This is a genomic window from Streptomyces sp. R-74717 (assembly GCF_047305335.1).
Classification (GTDB): Bacteria; Actinomycetota; Actinomycetes; order Streptomycetales; family Streptomycetaceae; genus Streptomyces; species Streptomyces atratus.
The window spans coordinates 9,983,371-10,006,510 of record NZ_CP102361.1; the positions used below are offsets into that span (position 1 = coordinate 9,983,371).

The 23,140-nt window shown below is 66.8% G+C and carries 20 protein-coding genes and 4 pseudogenes; 14 read left to right on the forward strand and 10 right to left on the reverse strand.

Annotated elements, in window-relative coordinates:
• Positions 1-3: 3 nt before the first annotated feature.
• Both NRF20_RS45595 and NRF20_RS45600 read right to left on the reverse strand, forming a co-directional pair.
• Positions 4-1,338 (reverse strand): beta-ketoacyl synthase N-terminal-like domain-containing protein, encoded by a 1,335-nt coding sequence (locus NRF20_RS45595; RefSeq protein ID WP_413754449.1) that lies wholly within the window; start codon positions 1,336-1,338, stop codon positions 4-6.
• 125 nt (positions 1,339-1,463) lie between these two features.
• Positions 1,464-1,673: a DUF5988 family protein gene (locus tag NRF20_RS45600; RefSeq protein ID WP_398633088.1), complete on the reverse strand. Its 210-nt coding sequence runs from the start codon at positions 1,671-1,673 to the stop codon at positions 1,464-1,466.
• A gap of 1,266 nt (positions 1,674-2,939) precedes the next feature.
• Between NRF20_RS45600 and NRF20_RS45605 the strand changes: the two genes are divergently transcribed.
• Positions 2,940-3,527: an IPT/TIG domain-containing protein gene (locus NRF20_RS45605; RefSeq protein WP_413754450.1), complete on the forward strand. Its 588-nt coding sequence runs from the start codon at positions 2,940-2,942 to the stop codon at positions 3,525-3,527.
• Between the two features lie 773 nt (positions 3,528-4,300).
• Here NRF20_RS45605 and NRF20_RS45610 read toward each other — a convergent pair.
• Both NRF20_RS45610 and NRF20_RS45615 read right to left on the reverse strand, forming a co-directional pair.
• A complete protein-coding gene (locus NRF20_RS45610; protein WP_413754451.1) occupies positions 4,301-5,089 on the reverse strand; it encodes an NAD-dependent epimerase/dehydratase family protein in 789 nt (262 codons plus the stop codon).
• A gap of 461 nt (positions 5,090-5,550) precedes the next feature.
• A complete protein-coding gene (locus tag NRF20_RS45615; protein WP_413754452.1) occupies positions 5,551-6,051 on the reverse strand; it encodes an ATP-binding protein in 501 nt (166 codons plus the stop codon).
• Positions 6,052-8,037: 1,986 nt separating this feature from the next.
• On the opposite strand from NRF20_RS45615, the gene NRF20_RS45620 reads away from it, so the two are divergent.
• The 4 genes and pseudogenes from NRF20_RS45620 (at position 8,038) to NRF20_RS45635 (ending at position 11,936) form a co-directional block, all read left to right on the forward strand.
• Positions 8,038-9,051 (forward strand): bifunctional DNA primase/polymerase, encoded by a 1,014-nt coding sequence (locus NRF20_RS45620; RefSeq protein WP_413754453.1) that lies wholly within the window; start codon positions 8,038-8,040, stop codon positions 9,049-9,051.
• Positions 9,052-9,173: 122 nt separating this feature from the next.
• A complete protein-coding gene (locus NRF20_RS45625) occupies positions 9,174-10,568 on the forward strand; it encodes a phage/plasmid primase, P4 family (protein ID WP_398634480.1) in 1,395 nt (464 codons plus the stop codon).
• Positions 10,565-10,904, forward strand: a pseudogene (locus NRF20_RS45630) (DUF6009 family protein). Before NRF20_RS45625 ends, NRF20_RS45630 begins: the two are co-directional and overlap by 4 nt.
• Positions 10,905-11,276: 372 nt before the next feature.
• Positions 11,277-11,936 carry an HAD family hydrolase gene (locus tag NRF20_RS45635; RefSeq protein ID WP_413754454.1) on the forward strand — a complete coding sequence of 220 codons (660 nt, stop codon included), beginning with the start codon at positions 11,277-11,279 and terminating at the stop codon, positions 11,934-11,936.
• On the opposite strand, the gene NRF20_RS45640 is transcribed toward NRF20_RS45635, so the two are convergent.
• A complete protein-coding gene (locus tag NRF20_RS45640; protein WP_398634476.1) occupies positions 11,856-12,524 on the reverse strand; it encodes a hypothetical protein in 669 nt (222 codons plus the stop codon). The genes NRF20_RS45635 and NRF20_RS45640 overlap by 81 nt on opposite strands.
• A gap of 185 nt (positions 12,525-12,709) precedes the next feature.
• Between NRF20_RS45640 and NRF20_RS45645 the strand changes: the two genes are divergently transcribed.
• Entirely contained in the window at positions 12,710-13,246 is a 537-nt protein-coding gene (locus NRF20_RS45645; protein WP_413754455.1) for a hypothetical protein, read from the forward strand.
• A 759-nt stretch (positions 13,247-14,005) separates the two neighbouring features.
• Positions 14,006-14,257, forward strand: a pseudogene (locus tag NRF20_RS45650) (IS630 family transposase); the annotation flags it as partial.
• Between the two features lie 25 nt (positions 14,258-14,282).
• Here the strand turns inward: NRF20_RS45650 and NRF20_RS45655 are convergent.
• The 3 genes and pseudogenes from NRF20_RS45655 to NRF20_RS45665 all read right to left on the reverse strand — a co-directional run.
• Positions 14,283-14,855, reverse strand: a complete 573-nt coding sequence (locus NRF20_RS45655; protein WP_398634473.1) for an O-methyltransferase — start codon at positions 14,853-14,855, stop codon at positions 14,283-14,285.
• 1,086 nt (positions 14,856-15,941) lie between these two features.
• Positions 15,942-16,472, reverse strand: coding sequence for a hypothetical protein (locus tag NRF20_RS45660; protein ID WP_398634472.1), 531 nt, complete (start codon positions 16,470-16,472; stop codon positions 15,942-15,944).
• A 507-nt stretch (positions 16,473-16,979) separates the two neighbouring features.
• Positions 16,980-17,351, reverse strand: a pseudogene (locus tag NRF20_RS45665) (hypothetical protein); the annotation flags it as partial.
• Positions 17,352-17,438: 87 nt separating this feature from the next.
• On the opposite strand from NRF20_RS45665, the gene NRF20_RS45670 reads away from it, so the two are divergent.
• Positions 17,439-17,570, forward strand: a complete 132-nt coding sequence (locus NRF20_RS45670; protein ID WP_413754456.1) for a hypothetical protein — start codon at positions 17,439-17,441, stop codon at positions 17,568-17,570.
• Positions 17,571-17,586: 16 nt separating this feature from the next.
• Here the strand turns inward: NRF20_RS45670 and NRF20_RS45675 are convergent, their stop codons facing one another.
• A complete protein-coding gene (locus NRF20_RS45675) occupies positions 17,587-18,540 on the reverse strand; it encodes an immunity 49 family protein (protein ID WP_398634470.1) in 954 nt (317 codons plus the stop codon).
• Positions 18,541-19,007: 467 nt separating this feature from the next.
• Here NRF20_RS45675 and NRF20_RS45680 point away from each other — a divergent pair, with 467 nt between their 5' ends.
• From NRF20_RS45680 to NRF20_RS45705, 6 genes and pseudogenes are all read left to right on the forward strand, one after another.
• On the forward strand, positions 19,008-19,418 hold the full coding sequence (locus NRF20_RS45680; RefSeq protein WP_398634469.1) for a VOC family protein: 411 nt from the start codon (positions 19,008-19,010) through the stop codon (positions 19,416-19,418).
• 14 nt (positions 19,419-19,432) lie between these two features.
• A pseudogene (locus NRF20_RS45685) lies at positions 19,433-19,727 on the forward strand (excinuclease ABC subunit UvrA); the annotation flags it as partial.
• Positions 19,728-19,780: 53 nt separating this feature from the next.
• Positions 19,781-20,245 carry a helix-turn-helix transcriptional regulator gene (locus tag NRF20_RS45690; RefSeq protein ID WP_398634468.1) on the forward strand — a complete coding sequence of 155 codons (465 nt, stop codon included), beginning with the start codon at positions 19,781-19,783 and terminating at the stop codon, positions 20,243-20,245.
• Between the two features lie 5 nt (positions 20,246-20,250).
• Complete coding sequence (locus NRF20_RS45695; protein WP_398634467.1) at positions 20,251-20,877, forward strand: glyoxalase; 627 nt, start codon at positions 20,251-20,253, stop codon at positions 20,875-20,877.
• Positions 20,844-21,062: a hypothetical protein gene (locus tag NRF20_RS45700; protein WP_398634466.1), complete on the forward strand. Its 219-nt coding sequence runs from the start codon at positions 20,844-20,846 to the stop codon at positions 21,060-21,062. The genes NRF20_RS45695 and NRF20_RS45700 overlap by 34 nt, the downstream gene beginning before the upstream one ends.
• A gap of 45 nt (positions 21,063-21,107) precedes the next feature.
• Complete coding sequence (locus tag NRF20_RS45705; protein WP_398634465.1) at positions 21,108-21,632, forward strand: hypothetical protein; 525 nt, start codon at positions 21,108-21,110, stop codon at positions 21,630-21,632.
• 818 nt (positions 21,633-22,450) lie between these two features.
• Here the strand turns inward: NRF20_RS45705 and NRF20_RS45710 are convergent.
• Positions 22,451-23,071 carry a maleylpyruvate isomerase N-terminal domain-containing protein gene (locus NRF20_RS45710; RefSeq protein WP_413754457.1) on the reverse strand — a complete coding sequence of 207 codons (621 nt, stop codon included), beginning with the start codon at positions 23,069-23,071 and terminating at the stop codon, positions 22,451-22,453.
• Positions 23,072-23,140: the final 69 nt, after the last annotated feature.

Consider the following 23,140-nt stretch of genomic DNA (forward strand, 5'->3'; position numbering starts at 1 on the left):
ACCTCAGACGTCGGGGCTTCCCAGGAGGATCGCGCTCTTCACCCCGCCGACCTGGTAGTTGAAACTCAGCGCGTGGTCGAAGTCGAGAGGCCGGGTGTGCACGCCGGGGACCGGGTCGAAAGTGAGGTTGTCCGCCGGCTGCTCGCAGTTCGCGGTGGGACACACCTCGCCGCGCTCCATCATGAGCAGTGTCAGAGCAACGCCGAGACAGCCCGCCGGCGCGCCATTGTGGCCGAAGCAGCCTTCCTGAGACGTCATCAGCAGGTCCTGTGCGGCGGATCCGTACAGTTCCTTGATCGCGTTCGCCTCGAAGGTGGTGACCACCACGTTGCCGTCGCTGCCACCGTGGACGTAGGGCACCTGGCCGATCTCCCAGCGGTCTCCGAGACATCGGCGGACGGCGGACACCAGCTCGCGGCCTGTCTCGTCGGAGGCCAGAGGATTGGTCAGCCCGTCGCGGGTCGTGGCCTGGGCGAGCACCTGACCGTACAGGTGGGCCCCGCGCCGGGACGCGTGCTCGCGGCTCTCCATGATGACCGTCGCCGATCCCTCGCCGTGGTTGATGCAGTCGGCACGCCGGTCGTACGGGCGCATGAGGGAGTCGAAGGACGGCAGAAGCGCGGGCATGTCGTCGGACCGGATGATTTCGTACGTCTTCTGCGCGCCCTGCAGCAGGCGCTGGATGTTACGGATCAGTTTGACGCTGAAGATGTCGACGCCGGTCACGACGGCGATGTCGACCTCGCCGTCGGCGATCAGGCGTCGGGCGTTGCCGATCTGCACCGCGGATGACGCGCAGCCGCACGAGACCGTGAAGTTGGGGCCTCTGGATCGGGACAGTGCGCCTTGGACCAGGGCGACGTCGGAAGGAGTGACGGCCTGTTCCGCCGCGACGAACAGTTCCATCGCCTCCGTCACGCGAATGGTCTCGGGGTCGGCTCGCAGCACGGCGAGGTAGCTGTCGATATTCGCGTCGACGCCGCCGCGTCCTGCCAGGATCGCCGCGTCGGCCAAGTCGCCCGAGAGGGGATCCAGTTCAGCGTCCGAGCAGGCCTCCGCCATGGACACCAGGCCGAACCGGTGCGCTGCGGTGTAGTGGCGTGAGAAGAACGGCGCGACATCGGGGAGGCGTTCGTCGAACATCGCGTCCGAGAGCTCTACGGAGCCGTAGTAGGCATTGCTCTGCATGAGACAGGTGGCTCCTCGGGAGGCGATGTTCCACAGGTCGTCCGCGGTGAAGACGGGTCGCCCGTCACCGGGAAGGCAGAACCCGACACCGGTGACCACGGCGTCCCGCGCGTACCGGCCGCCGCCCGTGCGGGGGGCCGCCCCGCTCATGACACACCTACGTGCAACAGAGAAGTCGTCATTTTGATCCCCTCCGGATCAGTTGGCAGTACCCGCACGTAAGCGGCTGTGCGCTGTTGGAAAAGAGATTCCGCAGCGACTGAATTGCGCAGGCCCTATTCGGCAATGTATGTGCGGTAGATCCAGCGGTAGATCGGTAGCAGTTCGCCATCGAGTTCGGCATAGTGATCTGCGAACTCGAAATGCTCATAACCGTTCCAGTGGGGAACCGTCACTCTTGTTTCAGTGTCCAGTGACTTGACTTCCCAGGTCAGCGGAGAGCCCTCCGGCCCTCCGCTGAGCATCACGCGAATCGATTGAGGCATAGCGCTCTCCAGTCGGGGGAATCAGCGCTGAGTGATCAGCAAATTCGTTGGTTCGATTACTTTCCGCCACGCCGCCTCGAGTGCAGCCGGAAATGTTTCCACCACAGGACGGTGAGTGTCACGAAGCCGCGCAACTGGTCCAGGAATCCCATGCGCGGCGCGTCACCCTCCAGGACGCGGTGGCCGGTTCGGAGGCGGCGCGGACGGTATCGGCGGCCGGCCTCGCGTACGAAACGACGAGGCGGCCGTCGGGATCGCGGCCGGTCCCGACGGCAGGAGGTAGGCCCCGATGGGGGATTGGACGGCACAGATAGCTCGCATGGTGCCCCTTGGCGAGGTGATGCGAGCCGCCTCTTCCTTGCCGAGGGGCGCTCATTGCGACGAACGATCTCGATGCTGCTCACAACTGGCTGGCCAGTTCTGCTGCGGATCGTCGGTTGCCGCGCTCCCCGGAGAGGAGGGCAGCCCACCGGTTGGATTCAAAACGGTTATCCCACGGGGCTGAATAATCTCGCAATGAGACCGCCGACAGTTCACTCGTATGGCGTAATTTGCTGAACGGTGGATTCCTTCTTCTCGATGGGATCTCCAAATCGGGTCCCACTGGGTCGCGAAGTCGCATTCGCGACGGTTTGCCGCCGGGATATCCCGGCCGAAAAGACATGGTGCACGCCCTGGGAATTATCCGGTGGTGGCTGGCTGCGATGAAAGGATCTTGGCGTGATTGCTGCGGTCGCGGCGGCAGTGGTCGGCAGTTGGCCACCGCTCTCGGAGCGAATTTCGCGCTGGGCCAATCGGGTGACTAATTGGCGCAGGGGTTGATGGCAGTTCATTTATTGGGGTTACTGAAGTCGTTTAACCGGTGGGCCGCCCATCCCTCCCCGGGAAGCTCGGCAATTGGCCCGCCCGTTTCAGCCCTTCCTGCTGGCAGGGCTCCGGCGAGCAGAGCCACTGCATGGCTGCTCCGGAGAGCCACCGGCCGGTGGGTGCTCCCGACACCGGCCGGTGAAGCGGCCCGCCGTGCTTGAGACCGGGCAGTGGTGCGCACGTCGCGGCTGATGGCCGTCGGCCCCGGTCGCCGTCGGGTCCGCCCCCGTCCCGAGCGGACTCATCGCCGCAAGCCACTGCCCGGTCGCCTTCCCCGGAGCCGAGAGCCGTTCTTCCTCTCACCCCTGACCCTGCGTCGGGCATGAGGGAAGCCTGCTGTCGATCTCGGCCAGTCCCTGTGCGGACCGCAATGGTCCGCCTGTCGTAGGAGGAACCGTCATGTCCACAAACACAACCTCGACCGACCAGTCGCGGTCGGCCGCCCAACTGCCCATCCCCTTCGGTCCGCTGCTCCTGGTGGTCCTGCCCAACTCCGGACCGGTCGCCGGCGGCAATACGGTTCAGCTCCTCGGAGTGGGCCTTAGCGGTGCCACCAGCGTCCTGTTCGGTACCACGCCGGCCACCATCGTCTCCCAGGACGTGCTGGGGCTCACTGTCACGATCGTGGTCCCGGCGAACGCCGCCGCAGGAACGGTGCCGGTCACCGTCACCACCGGCGGTGGCACGAGTAACTCGGTGTCCTACACCTACGTGGACCCGTCCACGCCTGCTTCTCCTACCGCCACCAGCATCACCCCGGCCTCGGGCCCGGTTGCCGGCGGTATCCCGTTCGTGATCGCCGGCACCAACCTGAACGGTGGCACTGTCACCGTCAACGGAGTTCCGGCCACCGTGCTGGGCAGCGACCCCACCGGGATCCTGCTGTTCGGGATCATCCCGGCCGGCACCGCCGCGGGCAACGTCCCGGTGGTGGTCACGACCGCGGCCGGTACCGCCACCGTCCCCGGCGGATACACCTACATCTGACACCCCCTCACCGCCTCTCACCTGCCACGTCGTCATGCCGACTGGCCAGGGCCGAACAACGCCGGTCTGCGAGTTCCTTGCGCAGGCCGGCGCTGTTCGGTATCAGGGACGGCTCTGGGGCCGAAAATGGTGAAATCGAGTTGTCGCACATTCGCGAAATCGCAGATGAGGACCCGTGTCAGCTCACTGTGAGTGATTGCTCAACTTGAGTCTTATCTCGACGCTTGCCGTTTCGGGCAGAGAAGACGTGGTGTCTGTTCACCACGTCCACCTCGCGATCGGATTGGCCGTGGCGGATCGGCTGCCCCGCCTGACAGTGAGGATGTACGTGAGCGTTCCCCGGCGGGGTCTGACCCACCGCCTGACTGACTCAGGGTCCTCAAGTGGATCTGTCGGCTCTGTCCGGGGGACGCTCGCGTGCATCCGCCGGACCGGGGGACGTGACTTCATAAGAGCCTGGCCAGAGGGCCCATCACTGTCTTGTCCGCCCTCCCGGCCGGCGGGAAAGTATGCCCCACCGGGGCCCTCGCAGTACACGAGTCCGAGAGAAATTCAACCGGCCATGTCGAGGTTGAAACTCAAGGCGATGTCCTGTAAATGACGTCGGCGGCTCGGCCGCTGTGCTGGAGATGTGGCCGACGCGCGGCACCGCGCAACTGGTGAGGACGGCAGGGCATCGGCTGAGTCGGGTGCGCCCCTCCACGATCTCTTGGTGACGGGACGTACATCTTCGGAGAGCCACCGGAACGCCTGAGCGGTGGGTCAAGGGCGAGTCAGGGTCGGATGTGTTTCAACGTGAACTCGGGCAGGGCATACGGGCCGGCCTGCGGAGCTTCGGGAGCGGCAGGGACGTTGGCGTCGGTGATGTGCGACGCATGTGTTTCGGCGTCGTCGATGGGGATGTAGGCCAGTTCGGACTCTGTGGGGAGTTCCCAGAAGCGGCGGGTGTTGGCAGAGACGGCGTACACCGTGGCAAAACGCGTGGAGAGCGGGGCGATAAGCGCGGCGCGACAGAAGCCGACGGCATCGCGCGGGCTGAGCCAAGTCGCCAGATGGCGCGACTCGGTGGGCGCCTCCTCGAAGCTGCCAATACGAAGGCAGATCACGGAAACATCGAACTTGTCCGCATACAGCCGACCCAGAGCCTCGATAGCTGCCTTGCTCACCCCGTACAGCCCGTCAGGGCGCACCGGCTCCTGTGGGCCTGTGCGATGGGCCGTGGGATAGGAACCGGTCACGCGGTTGCTGCTGGCCAGCACGACCCGTGGAATCGCCGCGCGGCGAGCGGCTTCCAGGACATGGTGGGTGCCCAGCACGTTGGCTTCAAGGAGATGCTCGAGCGGTGCCTCGTCCGGCAGGCCGCCCAGGTGGAGCACGGCGTCCGCTTCCGCGAGCGTAGCCTCGACGGCGGCCGCGTCCCTGAGGTCGACGGTGTGGACCACCTCGTTCGCGGCCTCGACCTGGAGGGGAACGCGGTCGAGCAGGACCAGGCGGCCGACCTCGCTGCGTAACGCCCGGCGCACGACCGAGCCGATGTTTCCTGCTGCCCCGGTGACGACCACTGTTCCCAGCCTCACTGCACGCCTCCCCTGTTCGACCTCAACAACGCCTGATCCGGGCACGCGGCAATCTTCTCATCGCCGGACGATCGCCCTGAAGGCGTTTGGACAGCCCAACTCTGAGCGCTGTCGGGACCTTCAATGCTCGCCGGGGACGTATCGGCTGCAACCGATGAACCCGGTCAGCCTGCAAGACCACCTATCGGACATCGGCATCCCACCGCGACGCGGCAGGACCTCCGCGATCCGCGACTCGTTCTCCGGGCCCCAGCCCCCGTCATCGCCAGGGCCCTCGGCCACCATGACAAGACCGCACCCCGGCCGGTCACCGAAGCCGGAGGCACCTGGAGTTGCTGGCGCAGGGAAGGTTCTGGAGAGAGCGGAGCTCACGATGGGTCTTCCCCGGCCGCAGGTCAGGGGGTTGACGGACGGCGTCCCGGTCGCGGAGCGACATCTGGACGGATTCACCCGGTCAGCGAGATACATGCCCAGAACGTGCGGCCGCCGTCGGTCTCCAGCCGCGTTCCCAGTGCCTGGGCGGACTGCGCGACCACCACCAGACCGCGACCGTATTCATTGGCGTTGCCGCCGCGGTGCAGGTGCGGGTCGGCCGATGTTCCACCCTCGTCCTGGACTTCCACCAGAAGCCAGTCACCGTCCTTTTGCAGGCGGCCGGTGATCGAGGCGCTGTTGGTGTGGACGATGGCGTTGGTCGTCAGCTCGGAGATCACGAGTAAGGCCGCACACCGGACACCTTCGTCTGTTATGTCCTCGGAGTCCATCCACAACCGGGCCAGTTGGCGACAGACCGGCACCGCTCGTTCCAGTGTTGGCACGCGGAACGAGGCCAGTCGTCTGCTTGGCCAACCGTCGGCCAGGGTTCGGGCCGACGCCGTTTTTGGCCATTGTTCAATCTCTTGGGGGGACAGTGCGATCTGTGCCCCCGACCAAGCAGTCGGCAGCATGGCTCTTCCTCTCGTCCTAGGCCTTGCTCAGGTGGGGGAGTCAGGTTTGCGCTTCGGGACGGGACGCGGCCCGAGCCGCTGGGCGCGGGTTTCCTGCCGTAGTGATGTGCTCGCAGGCCGGAAACAACGGTGCCGCGGGCCAAGTGGGCGGTTCAGCGACGGGAAGGGGGTGCCCGCCGCCGGCACGGCGGACGTACGAAGGGTGAGTCAGGCTGCCCTCAGTCCCGCCTCCGCAGTGGTGTCGACCCCGACCCGGATCAGCCGCGGTCCATGGTTACGACGATCGGACCGGCACCGTTGAGGTTGATTGCGTTGCCACTGGCGGCAGCACATAGGTGAGATGAGCGGTGAACCCGCCGACAGGGATGGCGCCGGGCCCCTGAATCCGCAGGAGGCGGTCACGGTCACACGGACAGTGCCGGTGTCGCGTGGTGATACAGCCGCCAGGGCGGGATCGGGGTCGGAAACGCCAGTCACCGAACGGAGTCCGGACGATGGCGGACATCGGCCGTACTGAGGGTGATTCGGTGCCCTGGCGGGCAGCAGACTCCGTGCTCCGGCAATGCCTCCGCACCGTGCACGACGGTGAGCGGGTCGGCCGAGAACAGCGTGAGAGCGGCAAGAGGACCCCGCCGATTGGCGTTTCGCCGCGTCGGCCGGAGCTGTCTCACTGCAGAACTCGGCAGACCGGGGCCGGGCGTCGGACGGAGAAACAATCGTCAGGGAAGCTCGCATGGTGTCCCCAAAAGAGGTCACATGGGCCGCCGCACCAGTCGGCACCGGCTACCGGCACCGACTGGCGGATCCAAACCCCTCCCACGGGGGTGCCCATTGCGGCAGTCATGTCCAGCAGATCCCCAGGTCTTCACTTCACCTGGATAGCTACGAGACAAATGAACAGCCGCTCCCCCGGGGAGGGTGGGCGGCCCACCGGTTTGGATAGTGACAGTTATCCTCTCGGTCGCATATGACAGCAACAAAGCTGACAGCCATTCACCCGAATGGCGCAGTTGTAGCAATTTACTCGTCACTCGCACCGGAACGCTCGAAGGGTCCCTGGACAGGTTCGCCCTCAACCATCCGGGCGAAGTGGTTCATGCGCGTGAGCGGCCCGCGATGCCGTGAAAGTAGTGCCACACGGTTCAACTATTCGGCTTGGCGAATCGCTTCTTCTGATTCCCTTTCATGACCGTCTGCAACGGCCGTTCTTGGCGTGATCTGTTCGGCGTGACCGCGCGTGGGAATTTCGATGGGCGGTGGCACCCCATGGCGGAGCCATAAGGTGTCATAACATCGCGACCCTCTAGTTCTGTGGGCCGTGTACTTCGGCGTCGTCACCGACATCCATGACTCGGCTGAAAACCGCACCGCCACAGGCCGGATCACCCGCGGCATCGCGGATCGGCCCGTCCGCGAGCGGCGTGAGACAGGCCTGCCGTCTGTCGTGAGCAGGCGTGTTGCACCGCGCCCCTGACTCCGACCAACACACTGCGGTGATCATTTGACGCTGAGTTGCGGAATAGTGCAGCCTCGATGCTGCAGTAAATGAAGTGGCATGCCGGCAAGGGGATCGGTCATGGAACCGACGCCGGATCGACAGGTTTCCCGCAGTGTCTTCACGTCGGGGTGAGTGAGATCGGGTGACGCTCACCAGTGATGCCTGTATAACAACCAGCCGTTTCCACGCTGCAGCTCCTGGTGCATCACCTGGATCCCTCCGGAGGGTGCATTTATACGGAAATCAAAATCCCTCCCACGGATAGGTGATCGAGCTTGGAACTTGCAGATGAGACAAGGGGCTTCTCCTTGTCGCCACCGCATCGATTCAGCCAGATAGTTCCTCGATTGGATATTACTCCGTGCAGTCGGATGAACGTGAGGACAACAGGCACGGGGCGGGCCTCGTGTGGACCCCAGGCGTTCCCCGTCTATCAGCACTCCACCTATTTGGAATTTTAGTCGCTTCAGTCGCTGAAAGGAGTACGTATGGTTCCTGAGCTGCACCTATGTGACAGCAACTCAGGCGGGAGGGGAGCGTCTCAACCGGCAACTCCGTTGCCTGACGCCCTGTCGATCGCGCTGTGGTGCCCCCGGCGGGGCCGGCCGGTGCACCCGCTGGCTGTCCGTCGCAAGACACCCCCGGCCAATTGCCACGACTGCCGAAAACCGGGCCACAGCTACCGCGAGTGCCCGTGCATCCGGGCCGGCCGTCGGTGTCACGGCTGCCACGCCGCGACGACCGATGCCTGGTGTATCCGGGCATGGTGGGCGGAACGGCCCGAGTTCGGGGTGGGTGTCGCGTGCGGACCGGCTGGTCTGGCCGTCATCGACGTCGATGCCCACGAGGCACCACTGCCCGAGCGGGACCGGCTGCTGCCCGGCATCGCGAGTCCCCAGTCGGTGTCACTGCACCGGCTCCGGCACGGACTTCACAGTCTCACGCTCCTTGCGGCGCTGCGGGGTGCGGAAGACTCCGCCCAGCATGTGTCGACGCTGCGGGTGTGTACTCCGTCCGGAGGGCTGCACATCTGGTACGTCGGTGGGCCGGGGCACACCTGGCGGTGTTCGGCGGGCTCAAGTCCGGGCCGGGCGTCGACCTGGCAAGTGGATGTATGCGCCCACGGCGGTTACATCCTCGCGCCCGGGACAAGGACAGCCGCCGGAACGTACCGGGCTGTCGAGTCGATGCACCGCCCGGCACGACTGCCGGACTGGCTGGCCGTGGAGCTCGCCCGGACCGGCCACCGTCCTGTGCCGCCTGCCCAGCGGGACCGGGCCACGCCTGTGCCGCAGCGTGCCCGGGAGGCTGTCCCGGCCGCAGGTGGCGGCTTATGCCTCGCGGAAGCGACCCTGGCCACCGTCCTGGCCCCGGTCCTCGACTGCATCGCTGTGGCAGAAGGGGCAAGCTCCAGTGCCAAGCTCAACCGAGCACTGCGCATCATCCAGTCCGGGATGCTTGCGGGCAGCCGCCGTCCCCTCGATCTCGGAGACCGTGGGTGAATCACGCACCGAGCCACGACGGCGGCCCGTTCGACCCTCAAGAGGTCGCGCGCCAGATTCTGCTCGGCTCGCCCGCCAACACCGTCCCGGCGCAGGCCACCAAGAGAGCTGTTCCGACGGTGATGCGGGCAACCGAGCACGGTCTGCTGCCCGACACCCTCAGTGACCGTGGCAACGCCAAGCTGTTCGTCGCCTTGTACGGGCGGGACTTCAGGCATGTGCCGGGCCTGGGCTGGTACCGGTGGTCGGGCTATCGGTGGGAGATCGATGAGGACGACACCGTACTGTGGGCGGCCGGTGAGATGGCCGAGAGGCTGGCGGAGACAGACCCGCACGGGCGGCACGGCGGGGCGGAGTTGCGTCGGCACCGCCGACGGGCTCTGGCTACGTCCGGAATGATGGCCATGCTGGTACAGGCCAAGGCCGCGCCGGGGATGGTTCTCAACGCTTCGCTGCTGAACGCGGATCCCTATGCGCTGTGCACGCCGGACGGGGTGATCGACCTCCACACAGGTCTGGTCGCCGCGCCGGATCCGGAGAGGCACTGGCACTCGCGTGCCACGAGCGTCGAAGCCCGGCCGATGGGAACACCGCGCTGGCGGCGGTTCCTCACTGACACGTTCGGCGACGACGCCGACGGTCGTCAGATGATCGGCTTCCTGCACGAGCTGCTGGGTTACTCGATCACCGGGGATGTCGGCGCGCAGGTCATGCCGTTCCTGTACGGACAGGGGAAGAACGGCAAGAGCGTTCTTCTGGACGTCATGGTCAAGCTCATGGGTGACTACGCGGACGCCGCCCCGCCCGGTTTCCTGATGACCCGGTCTTTCGAAGGGCACCCCACCGATCTCGCCGAGCTGCATGGCCGACGCATCATCGTCTGCTCCGAACTCAAGCCCGGCGACCGTTTCGACGAGTCTCGCGTCAAGTTACTGACCGGCGGAGACCGGATCAAGGCCCGCAGGATGCGGCAGGACTTCTTCAGTTTCGCCCCCACTCATAAACTGTGGCTGCTCGGCAATCACCGCCCCGAGGTCGGCACCGGCGGCTACGCGTTCTGGAGCCGGATGAGGCTGATCCCGTTCGAGCGGATCGTCGCTGACGACCGGAAGGTCGAGAACCTAGCCGACGTTCTGGTCACTGAAGAAGGGCCCGGCATCCTGCACTGGCTCGTCACCGGCGCACGCCGCTATCTGAATGGCCATCGCGACCTGACCGGCCCCCCGCAGGTACGCACCGCCACCTCCGCGTATGTGGAGACCGAAGACCACACGGGCCGGTTCCTGGGCGAGTGCTGCACTGTGGACCCCGCCCTGCGCGCGGAACAGACCCAGCTCTACAGCAGCTACCGGAACTGGTGCCGGCTCGAGGGCGCCAATCCGATCTCCTCACGGGCGTTCGCCGCACGTGTGCGTGAGACCGTCGGCATCGCCACACCCAAAGAGATGATCTTTTCAAACCAGCGCAAGTTCTACCCCGGTATCGGGCTGAACTCTGATTTTGGAGAGAAAGCATGAGCGTCCTCATCGAGCCCGGCCAACTTGCCCACGAGAACGCCCTTGTCTGGCTCGAAGACACCGACGCGTTCGAGTATGTCCGCCAGAGTCCCGACCGGCTCTCCACCGCCGCGGAAAGCCCGCGTACCACCGCGACGGCCGTATGGTCGGCTATGCCGTACTCGGCCCCAGCTCCCGCTCCTCACGCGCCTCAGGCACCTTCCTGCGTCGCGTCTTCTGGCTCCTGCCCCGCGACCGTGATGGGCAGCCCTACGGTCGATACGCCTCCGGCGCTCCGAGGGCGGGCCGCCGTCCGACACGATACGTGAGTTGGGTATGACGCTTCCCGAAGCCTGACCGCAGCCCTCGGGCCGACAGCGACGGAATCGCAGCAGCGGGGCAGCGACTCGGTCGCTGCCCCGCTGCTGCGGAAAGACTGCAGGCCAGAGTAGTGATTTCACCAAGGGAAGCGACGCAAGCGACCGAAGCTTTGGACTGTGAAGACATATCCACGAGACCTACATGCGCGTCACAGATAGGGGCCTTCAGTCGCTTCAGTCCCTGTCTGATTCTCCTTACAGTCTCTGATCTGCACTTTCTGGTCCAGGAGCCAGGGAGCGACTGGGACTCGCCGGGTCGCTCCGCCCTGTATCGTCTCGCCACCTGCGAGTCCGACAACAGCGGCATGCGGTACGGGGGTTGGCCGACCACGGCTCTACACTGTCGATCATGACGCGGAGCCCTGTTCAGCTGGTGATCTTCGACTGTGACGGTGTGCTGGTGGACAGCGAGCGAATATGCGTCAAAGTGGACGCAGTGATCATGGCTGACCTGGGGTGCCCGTTCACCGAGGCCGAGATCATCGAGCGGTTCGTGGGCTCGTCCACCGAGGTCTACACGGCTGCCGTGGAGGAACGGCTCGGACGGCGGCTGGAGAAGGACTGGCAGCAGCAGTACGAGCATCTGTACCGGGCAGCCTTTGAAGCCGAACTGACCGCTGTCGACGGCATCGCAGAGGCTTTGAACGGCCTCACCACACCAGTCTGCGTCGCTTCGAACGGCGACCGCGACGGCGTCAGGCGAAATCTGGAGATCGTCGCATTGAGCGACCACTTCGCGGGGCGCATCTTCAGCGCCGAGGACGTCTCGACAGGCAAGCCTGCTCCCGATCTCTTCCTTCACGCGGCCCGCACCATGGGCGTGGACCCCGGGCGGTGTGCGGTGATCGAGGACAGCGCGTACGGAGTCCAGGCAGCCCGTGCCGCCGGAATGCGGGCCTTCGGGTATTGCGGTGGTCTCACGCCGGCCTCACGGCTCGAAGGACCAGGCACGACCGTGTTCGACGACATGCGTGAACTGACCGGGCTGCTGGCGACCGCCACCCACTGAGCATCTGCAGCGCCGTGCCCCAACCACCCGAAGGACATGTCCACCGCGCAGAACAACAGTCACTCGGGCCACGCACCAGCTCGCCGCCGCACGGCCGGTTTGAGCTGTGGTGGTGGTCCTCACTGCTCGTTGAAGCGGTAGGTGGCGCTTGTTGGGGTCCGTCTTCGTCAGGAAGCCGGCAGCGGCCAGATCGCGGAGGAGTTGCCGGGCCCGCTCGTCGGTGACTTCGTGTCCGGCGTCCAGGAACGCGGTCACGGCCCGGCGCGTTTCCCAGGTGCCGCCGAGCACGCAGACCGGCTTCTCCAGGGCTTCCCTCTGGGTCGTGCGCTGTTCGTACCACGCCTCGGGGGCGGTGTCGGTGGTTCTGATTGCGGCGAAGAACACCTGGACGAGGTCCTCGTCCATCAGGTATCCGGCGACCTTGCCGAAGCCGGGTCCGTCGGGCTGGATCGGGGCCTTCATCTCCGCCGGCCGCAGTCCGCGCATGCAGCCCCTTTGCAGGGCGCGCTTGAGGGCGGCGCTGTGTCCGCGGAGGATGGCGTGGTCGTCGCGGAGATCGTCGGCGGGCACATAGCCGTCACCGGCCACTACCAGTTTGACGATGTGGCGGCCGCGCTTCTTATGAGGAGACCGTAGCGGGGCGTCGGTCGCGAGCTCGTTTGCCAGACCGTCAAGCCAGCACAGACGTCCGAGTTTGACGGCAGATCAGTTCGCGGTATGCGATCTGGTTCACAATAAGCTCACATATCAAGAGTCATGTTGAGGGGGAGAACATGCCGAACAACGGAGACTCGCGCTCGCTGCTCTTCCTGGATGTAGACGGCCCGCTGAACCCGTTCGACGCTGCACCGCACAAGCGGCCTGCGGGGTACAACACGCATCGCATGCGACCGGCCGGCTGGGAGAACCCGTGGACAAAGCCCCTGCGGGTGTGGCTGAACCACGACCACGGCGCACAACTCCTGGTGCTGCCCTACGAGTTGGTATGGGCAACCACTTGGAGGGAAGAGGCGAACGAGTGGATCGGCCCGCACCTTGGGCTGCCCACACTGCCGTTCGTCGACTGGCCCGCGACACCGGAAACCAACGCGCGCCTGCACTGGAAGACTCGAGCGCTGGTGCAGTACGCCGCTGGCCGCCCGTTCGCCTGGGTAGATGATGAACTCGGCCCCGAGGACCGGGAATGGCTCGCAGCTCACCATGACGCGCCCACGCTTCTGCACTGGATCAATCCACGTCTCGGTCTCCTGCCGGATGACTTCGCTGTCCTCACGAACTGGGCTACGGCTCTGCCCGAGGCTGCAGTGTGACCGAGCACGCCCTCGACGGCCGACTACCGGCCGGCGTCCTGTTGTCCGACCGCGCGCTCGGCGTCGTCGAGGAAGAGACCCAGGCCCTCGATCGCCACACGCCGCACGCCGCACGCCTGGATCCGGGTCGGCCGCGTAGGAGACGAACGCATCGGCGTGGTCGCGCATCACCGCCGCGCTGTCCGCGCAGGCCGTCGAGATGGTGCCGTCCGGTGCGAAACGGATGCCGTCGTCGTCGCGGTCGACGGATTCGCGTCCGATGCTGAGCAGCAACTCGACGATTGAGGCACGGTCGGGGGCCGCGGGGTCGTCGGCCAACGCGAACAGGAACGGCAGACTCGCCGTCGTGCACGCGTACACGTCCCCCTGGTGGTGGGCCGCGCTGTAGAAGTGGCCGAGGGTCTTGTCCCGGACGTTGGAGTCGGCTGCGGCCATCTCCCTCAGCCACGCCGGGACGTCGCTGGCCGGGCCATACGCATGGCTCATCGACGACCAGTCGATGCTGTCATGTTCGTTGATCATGGACAGCACTATGGCCGAGGACACTGACACCAATGCCCCGTGCTGCTCAGAAGACCAAAGCGGTCAAGCGGCACGTTTCTCGGGCACAGGCACGCACGGAGCTGCGGGCCATCTACAGCGCTCACCCGGGCCAACAAGAACTCTCAGGGGCCAACTACGGCGCACCGCGCGTACTTTTGTAGGGGCGCTCCCCACAAGGGCACCGACATCTGCCGCTGAGCGAAGAAGACAAAGGCCGATTTGTGGTTCACCCCGACCTATGCCTCGTGGGCGAATCCGATCGAAGCACACTTCGGACCGCTGAAGCAGTTCACCATCGCCAACTCGAAGCATCCGAACCACACCGCGCAGCCCCGGGCCCTGCATGCCCATCTGCGCTGGCGCAACGCCAACGCCCGCCACGTCCTCGCGGTTCGGAGCCGTGAACGTGCCCGCATCCGCAGCGAGAAGGACATTCGCTGGGGCGGCAGGCCAGCCCTTGCGGCGTGATCAAGAACCCTGCCGGCCTTCTTGGCTAGAGGCGGCGTGCCGCAACAACCGCTGAACTGGCTGGTGTTGTGAGTATTTCGGTGGCGTCCAGCGCTGGATGAGTGAGGTAGAACAGGCGGAGCTCATCCACTTCACCATCGAAGCGAGGCGGCCAGTAAGGGGAGGGGGTGAAGTCGTCCAGGATGAGAAGACCACCGGGAGCAAGCAGCTCGACGACCCCCTGGGGGTCGTCACGCTTGCCCCCGCCGTCACAGAAGAAGACGTCGAAGGGGGCATGCTGCTCAAGCAGCCGCCAGTCCCCGGTGAGAACGCTGACGCGCTTGTCGTCCGCGAAGACACTGGCCGCTCGACGGGCCAGCTCCTCGTCACGCTCTACGGTAACCAGGCGTGCACCGGCGCCAAGGCCACTGTGCAGCCAGGCGGTTCCCACTCCCGAGCCGGTGCCGCTCTCCGCGACGATCCCGTGTGGTTTCGCAGCAGCGGCCAGCCTGAGCAACCTGCCCACTTCAGAGATGCAACTCTTCTTGAATCCCGCCTCGGCGGCGACACGCTCTGCGGCCACCACGCGAGGCGGAACCGCACGTTCTTCGGTGATCACGGCCCCCCTTCACGGTGAATACGATGCTATCCGCCAGCGGAGGTGCCCGAACAGAGCAACGCGCCGTCGAAGGCGCGGATGTCCTCTGCCGCGCCGTCGCGCGACGGCGTAACCGGTCCATCCGCGTCGCCGTCCGGGCCCGTCCTGCCATGGCACGACCTCGTGCACCGCCAGCCAGCGCTCCAGGTGGTCCGGCGCTGGCTGGGCGGGCCCTGCGGCCCCGTCGTCCGGCCGCAGCGACAGGGCGAGCCGCTCCGCGACGTCCTCGACCAGCACCATGCCGGGGCCGGTCCAGCTCCGGAACCGCCCGCCGATCGCCTGATCGGCCAGCTCCTGCGCGACATCGGGTGCGACTCCCCAGCGGCTGAGGAATCAGGTGAGCACCTGACGACAGTGCCTGTGCCGGCCGCTGCCACAGCCGGTCCGGTCCGTCACCTGCACGATCAGGTTCCGGGCGGCGCACTTCCACAGGATCCGCTGGTCCTCGACGTCGGCCAGGTCCAGCGGGTACGCCTCGAACCGCCCGGCGAGACTCTCCAGCCACCCGCGCCATTCGCACAGGGCCGCGACGACCCGGGCGAGCGTCTCCTCCGGGGTGGTGATCGAGTCCCGCGGGCAGCACCAGTTCCCGACTGGCCCCCGTCGAAGCCGCCTTCGTCGTACGCCCAGCGCCAGCCCACGACCCAGCGGCCGTAGCGCTGGACGAGGCCATGCGACATGGCGTCAGCCCAGGGCTTGCCCGCGCCCCGGCTCCTGGCACTCATCGCAGGGTCGGCGAAGGGAATGTCGGGGCGGCGCGGCACATGCTTGGCCGGCCCGAGCGCGTGCACCACCTGCGTCGCCAACGCGCTGTCGAAGGGGTGACGGGCGGGGGCCGCCTCGTCCCAGCTCAGACAGCCAGGGGCCAGCTCGCTAATCACCGCGCAAGCCTGCACGTATGCCCGGCACCCGCTCAAGTGGATTACCGCAGGGCATCAAGGAGGCGTCGACCCGACGCACGGCGTCGGGCTCGCGCGTCGGGGCCGTCCGGTCGACGACGGGGAAATGTGCAGCAGGTTCCTGGGCCTTCGATGCTGCTTGGCAGGATCATTCGCTCGGATTGATCGGGTGGTACCTCGGCGCTTTGCCCGGCCGGTGGCGGGAGATGAACGGCGGGCGTTCGATCCATTCGAAGCAGCGAAGGATGAAGTCGGTGAAGGTGCCGGCGGTCTCGCCCCACCCTCCGCAGTCGCCCTGGACGACGACGCGCCAGTCATCGGGGTCTGGTTCCAGTGCCAGGAAGCAGCAGGAGTCTCTTTGCTCGTCGGATCCCCACCAGATCAGGCCGCCCTCTTCGGGGTGGAACGGCCAAGGAAACAGTTCGGGATCGGCGTCCTTCGGTCCTCCCGGGGGCCAGAGCCGCTGCGCTTCCTCCGCAGTGCCGTCCATCGGCCGGTCCAGGCACAGGTAGTCGTCTATGGCGCCGGGGCCGTAGAGGTCGAGGAACGCCTTGTAGTCCGAGGGCAGCGCCAGCGCCAGGTATGCCTCCGACGCCTCCCGAAGCGTCGGCCTCGCCCACCCCCAGGTCTCCGGTTCGCCGAGCCGCGCCCTCAACTGCTCCAGAGCCGCGACAGCCACGCCCTTCCCCTCCCGTCCTTGTCGATGTTCAGCTCACCTTGCCCTCCCCGATCGACCTGGGCCAAATGCCGAACGCCACCCGTCTTCGACAGGTACAGGCCAGCCCCTTCCAGCGGATCGCGGCGTTCGAGGGCTCGCGCGACCCGCTTCACCACATGCGCCAGCCGGTCGTAAGTCTCCCGTTGCGCATGTGCGCGAGCACGCGCGACCCGCTGCCACCGGACCCCTCCGCGAACACCCGCGTCGCCACGAGCCCCAGCCTCCAGTGCGTCGACCAACCTCATCGGCAGCCGAGCCAAGCACCAACCGCCCCAGCCCCCAGCCCTGCTCAGATGTCCCAGGACTTCGGGCGTGCGAGCGCCTCCCACTCATCGCGGAGCAAGGACAGGACCGCGATGTCATGGCGCCCCCCCTGTGCAGACATGCTGAGCGACGCACTCCCTCCTGGACGAATCCAGCTTTGGCCAGGATGGTGAGCGCGGCAGTGTCGGCGGTGTGGGTGACTGCCTGGATGCGGTGCATGGGCAGTTCACCGAAGGCGAGATCGGCCAGCGCGTCGAGCGCGTCCGTGCCGTATCCCTGTCCTCGGCAGCGCGAGTGGTGTTCAGCACTTCGATGCGGCGGTGCACGGTCGTGCCCGGCGCCAGATTGTCGACGATGTAGTGCCGTGCTCGCGGATCGTCGATCAGGTCGACCGGAATGTCCACGAGACGTACGCCTACGCTTCCCTGGCCGGAGTCCGACGAACGTACAACCGAAGCCGCTGCGTTGGTCGCAGGGCAAGCGGCGCCGGTGGTCGCGATAAGTGCCGCGGCCACCAGAGCCGACACGGGAACGAAACTGCGCCGAGTTCCCACGGTCCGGCGTGCCAATTGTCACCTGGCCGTAGCTTCGGGAGTCCCGGGCCAGCGGGCCGACCTCGCCGAGGCGGCCCGCTGCAAGGGGTTTCTGTGCTCGATGTATGTGATGACGGGGAACGGCGGTGAACTGCCCGGCGTCCTCGACAACGCTGTCGGCGCGGGGGAGGACGAGTTGCGCGAGCCGGCCGAGAGGGTCGGCGCAGTGGCCGCGGCCAGTGTCGATGCGCTTGAGGACTGAGGGCTGTCCGAACTGACTACTTGGCGGTCCAATAGCCCAGATCATTTTCGCCGGCGTCCGCCGCTCGCCGCAGCGCCTCCGGGGAACCCAGCATGCCGTGCGGCAGGTAGCCGGACCGGACGCCCAACTCCCACCCGTGCACTTGGACCGCAAGGGCGGCCAGGGCAAGGGCGCCGAGCGGCAGTAGAGTCCTGGGGGCGGGATCGGGTCCCACGCTTTCCCGGTGCTCGATGAGCCGGGCCACGAGAGCCTGCTCAAAGGCGTGTTGGTCGTCGTCGAGGAGTACGCGAAGGAGGCGCTGGTCCGGTGTCAGGGAGCCGGCTGTGTCCAGTTCCCGGGCAGCCTCGGCGCGCACGTCGGCGTCCGGCTTGCACAGGGTCACGGTGGGCCAGTCGCGGGGCAGGTGCCCGCGCGCCTGGGTCAGGTAGCCGCACAGTGCGGCCATCGCCGCAAGGTCCGCCGGATCCGACGTCGAGTTCAGCTTCGAGTACGGCACCCCGTCGCGGATCGCGGGCGCGTAGTCGCTGCGCAGCAGCAGACCGATCACCCGCTGCCATTCCCACACCAGGCCGCTGACCAGGCACATCGCAAACGTGTCGAACCACGTTCCGGCCGTGGGGGCCTGCTCGATGACGTCGCCGAAGGCGATGTCATCGCTGCTGAGCTTCTCGCCGATGAGCGGAAAGACGATCTCCTGGTCGCCGTCGGGGAAGCAGCCAACGCTCAGTACCCCCAGGGAACACTCCGTCGCGGTCCGCAGTGCCGAGCGCGATGCCTCGTCGAGCGTGGGATCCTCCACGGTGCGGGCGGCGATGTGGTCGAGGAGCTCGTCATGCATTTCCTGCAGCTTCTCCGGGGACGCGTCGTCGTAGCGCATCCCGTGCCACCGCCGCCGGGTCCGTCGGCTGATGTCGTCAACTGCCTGGGCTATGCGCTGTTCGCTGACCTCGTGGCGCGTCACTTCCTGCACGGATGCAGTCCTCTCGTGATCTTTTCGGCCGGATGCGGCACGCTATCAGCCGACTCGGACATTGCCCCGGGTCTGGCCGCGAGACCCCGGCAGCAACAGGGGAACCGAGTGCGCGATGCCGCCGCGTTCCTATCCGCACCGGGACCGTTCCTAACCAGAGTGCCGCAGCGCCTCCTGATGACCCCGTTTCTTCGTAGTCGGCCGATTCGTGATCAACGGGTCTGGTGAGGTGCGGCCCAGGGTGCGTGTTGAGCGTCAGGCAGGGATCCTCGTCGGCGAAAAGTACTGGGTCCCTCGGCGTCAAGTAGAGCGCCACCCGCGCCAACTACTTGTCTCGGGTGAACGTCACGTACACGTTCAGTCGCAGTCTGGACGGTCAGTGTGCTTCAGGCTGTGGCGAAACAGGTGGCCAGATCGATCAGGAATCGAGAAGCGCGGGTCACGGAGCCGCACCTAGTCTGATCGTCATGGACATCACCATTCACACGAGCTCCCTCCCGCATGACGACCCGGACGCATCCCTGGCTTTCTACCGCGACAGTCTCGGCTTCGAGGTCCGCAGCGATGTCGGACAGGGCAAGATGCGCTGGATCACGGTCGGCCCCGTCGGCCAGCCGGGCACGTCCATCCTCCTGGCGCCGCCGGCCGCCGACCCTGGGGTCACCGAGGACGAGCGTCGCACCATCGTCGAGATGATGGCCAAGGGCACCTACGGCTGGATCCTGCTGGCCACTCGGGACCTCGACGGCACTTTCGAGAAGATGCAGGCCGGCGACGCCGAGGTCGTCCAGGAGCCGACCGAGCAGCCCTACGGCATCCGCGACTGTGCCTTCCGCGATCCCGCAGGCAACCTGGTCCGCATCCAGGAGCTTCGCTGAGCCGTCCGGTCATTGATTCGGCCATGATGGCCGGAATCGCGACCACCTGCGAAGAATACGGTGGCCGGCGCTTCCAGGCCGCTGTCCTCGACCACTCCCTCGGCGGCCGCACCATCGCAGAGGTGCTCGCGATGTCGGCCGCCGAGGCCGAGGCGCGCGCCGACGGCACTGAAGGGCGGCATCTGCATCCTCGCTGAGTCGACCACTGGCCTCCATCCCGCCGCCGTCGAGCAGTTGCTCGGCCTGCTCGACCGGCTCGTCGACTCGGGCAAGCCGGTCATCACCATCGAGCACCTCGCCGCCTACCTCGGCATGCAACCCAGGTGCTCTGCTCGCGGACATCGATGAAAAGGAGTTCTCTCATGTGTCACCCCTCGTGGGGGCGCGCACGCACCGCGGCGCACCGCCTGAGTGACCTCGCGCGACTGCGCCGTGTCCGCGACCGGATCGACCGTGAGTACGCGCTGCCGCTGAACGTCGAGGCGCTCGCCCGCGGCGTGAACATGTCCGCCGGGCACCTCAGCCGCCAGTTCCGGCTGGCCTACGGCGAGTCGCCGTACGCGTACCTGATGACGCGTCGCATCGAGCGCGCGACGGCGCTGCTGCGTCGTGGCGACCTCAGCGTCACCGAGGTCTGCTTCGCGGTCGGCTGCTCATCGCTGGGCACCTTCAGCACCCGCTTCACCGAGCTGGTCGGCATGCCGCCCAGCGCCTATCGGCGCCGCGCAACGGGCGCTGCGGCAGGGATGCCGCCGTGTGTGGCAAAACAGGTGACAAGACCGATCAGGAATCAAGAAGCGCCGGTCGCCGAGCCGCAACTAGCGTGATGGCCATGGCATCCATCGAATCCGTCACCCTCGACGTGGCCGACCCTACGGCCGCCAACCGCTTCTACACCGCCGCCTTCGGTTTGGACACGCAGGTACGCCTGCGGGCCTCGGAGGCACCCACAACCGGCTTCCGTGGGTTCACGCTGGCGCTCACGGTGTCCCAGCCGGCCACCGTCAACAGCCTCATCGACGCTGCCCTCGACGCCGGCGCCACGCCGCTGAAGCCTGCCGCGAAGTCGCTCTGGGGCTACGGCGGTGTCGTACAAGCCCCGGACGGGACGATCTGGAAGGTCGCGACCTCGGCGAAGAAGGACACCGGCCCCGCCACCCGGCAGGTCGACGAGATCGTGCTCCTGCTGGGAGTCGCGGACGTGGCCGCGAGCAAGCGGTTCTACGTCGGCCAAGGCCTTGCCGTGACGAAGAGCTTCAGCCGCATGTACGTCGAGTTCGCTGCTGGGTCGAGTCCCGTCAAGCTGGCGCTGTACAGGCGCCGTGCCCTTGCCAAGGACGTCGGCGTCTCTCCCGACGGCACGGGATCGCACCGGCTCGTGATCGGCGGCGATGCCGGGCCTTTCACCGACCCGGACGGGTTTGCATGGGAGGCCACATCGCCGGCATCCATGCCCTGATGTGTCACTGCTGCCTGCCCTGCCTGGTTGCCGATCACGAGACAGCCGCCGGGATCGGGGCGGTGCCGGGTGCCGAGCTGATGCGCCCGCTGCGGCCGGCCACCATCGTCACCCGGACCGAGTGCACCGCGCGCCTCGCCGCCCATGGGGCCCACCAAGCGGTCAAGGCCAAGCTGTACAGCTGAACCGGGGCAGCGAAGCGCCGCACCCACCATTCATCTGGAGGCCACATGGACCTGTCCCGCGCGATCGCCATCTTCGGCAAGAACGACTTCGGAGATGTCGACTGGCCGTACGGAGTAGCCGTGATGAGGCGCCCGTCCGAGTGGTCCGACGAACGCTACAGGGAGCACGTGGAGAGCCGGGAGGAAGCCCAGCAACTCGTGCTGGAGTGGGCTGAGAAGCACGGCTTCAAGCACAACACGATCGCCTGTTGTCCGTACTGGCTGACCCGGAAGGTGTCCCGGCGATGTGCGCCCACTTCCCGCGGGGACCGGTGTACCCGTTACGGGTCGAACCCTCCGGACCATCACTGGCTCGATCACGGCAGCGGCTGGACCCTGAACGGCCGGCCGGCGGCCATGACGAGCGCCCCGTATGGAATTGGTGAGGGCGACCATGCTCGCCTCGCCCACTGGACTGGACAGGGCATGAACGTCGCTTACGGCGAAGGCTGGTACGGGTTCACAACGCAGCAGATCGTTATCTGGCTCCCTGACCGGATTCCGACCGTGACGCCGGTCAGGCCCCGGTAGCCATCGATCGCGTGAGCCGCCAGTGCACCGTCCGGAGCTCACCGACCACCGCTATGTTGCGGGCGTGACCGATCCCGTAACTCCCCTGCCGGGTGAACACGCAGCACGCGCCGTGCGTTCACCACGCTCCCAGGAACAACGAAAACCGGTGTGGGGCGTCAACCAAAGGCGGCGACCCCTGCCGATGGAAGCTGATTGTGCATGGTCCGTGCCGAAACCACCCTGACACGTACGAGCGAATCCTTGAGGAGAAGAGAGATCGGAAGCAGAGCTTCGGAGATGCCAGGAGGCGGAGGAGGCTGAACGCACGCGGCGCGTCGAGGCACGCATGCGAGCGGCAGAGCAGTTGCCCTGCTCATACTGTGCCGCCGAACCAGGATCGGCGTGCATCAGCCCAGGGACAGGCCTGGTGGCCGCGAAGACCCACAGCCCTCGCTTCAAGCTTCTCGACCACACCGGCGCCGCAGCAATTCCTTGCGAAACATACGAGGCGCCAGCAGGTGACCTGTGCCAGACGTCGACCGGGAAGCAAGCCGTCGAAGCCCACATGCCACGGCGCCGACCCGACCGACACTGGTCGTCCACCACTGTGCATGGTGGCCGACAGGTTCTATGTCAGCGCGGCCCGACCGGCGTCGGTAGCGACGACCAGGTCGGGCCGTCAACCCTGCCCGGCAGACGCTGCTGAACAGCGTATCGGGTGGGGCCAGATCGCCAGGCGGACCGACGCGGCGCTGGAAACGCCTTGCGGATCATCTGAGGCTGGAGCGCTGTGTGGGCCAGCCAGTGGTCCAGCAACGCGCGGTCGCCCGTCACCGTCACCCGGTCGTCCTCCGGAGGGACGCGGCGGGAAAACACCAGCATGAGGTCCGCCACGTCCCCGACACCACCACGTCGGCGTCGACCGGCCCGCGCTCCCACCGCAGTGCCTCAGGCGTCCTGGTGATCACCGAGCCCTCCATGGACCTCGGCCGGAACGCGATCCGTTCGCCCCGGCCGCGCAGCCCGGCGACCGCCGGCCCGGCCGCCTCGAAGGCCGGGGTGGACGGCAGGCCCATGCTCTCGCTGATCACGTCGGCCGCGAGGTCGTCGGCGATCTCGAACGCACTGTCCGTCGCAAACGCCGCGTCGTAGTGGTGGACACAGGTGTCGCTCAGCGTCCTGCGCAGCCAGAAGGCCGCCGACCGCGGCCCGATGAACGTGTGCATCTCGGTGCCCGCGCTGGTCTCCTGGATCGCGCGGATCGGCTCCTCCGCGCCCTCGCGCAGCCACCGGGCCCACTCGTCCGGGGCGCCGGGATCGGCCTGCCGCGGGTCGGGGATGGGCAGCTGCTCACACTTGCGCGTGGGTTCGGCCGCCCACCGGGGCTCCTGGCCGACGTGCCCGACGAAGGTACGCAGCGGCCATTGAGGAAATTTCATCCTGATTTCGCTGGTCACGGGCCTGGTGTGAGCTTGTAGTGGGGTACTCGTGCTGGCCAGGACATGATCGGCAGAGGGAGATCGTCT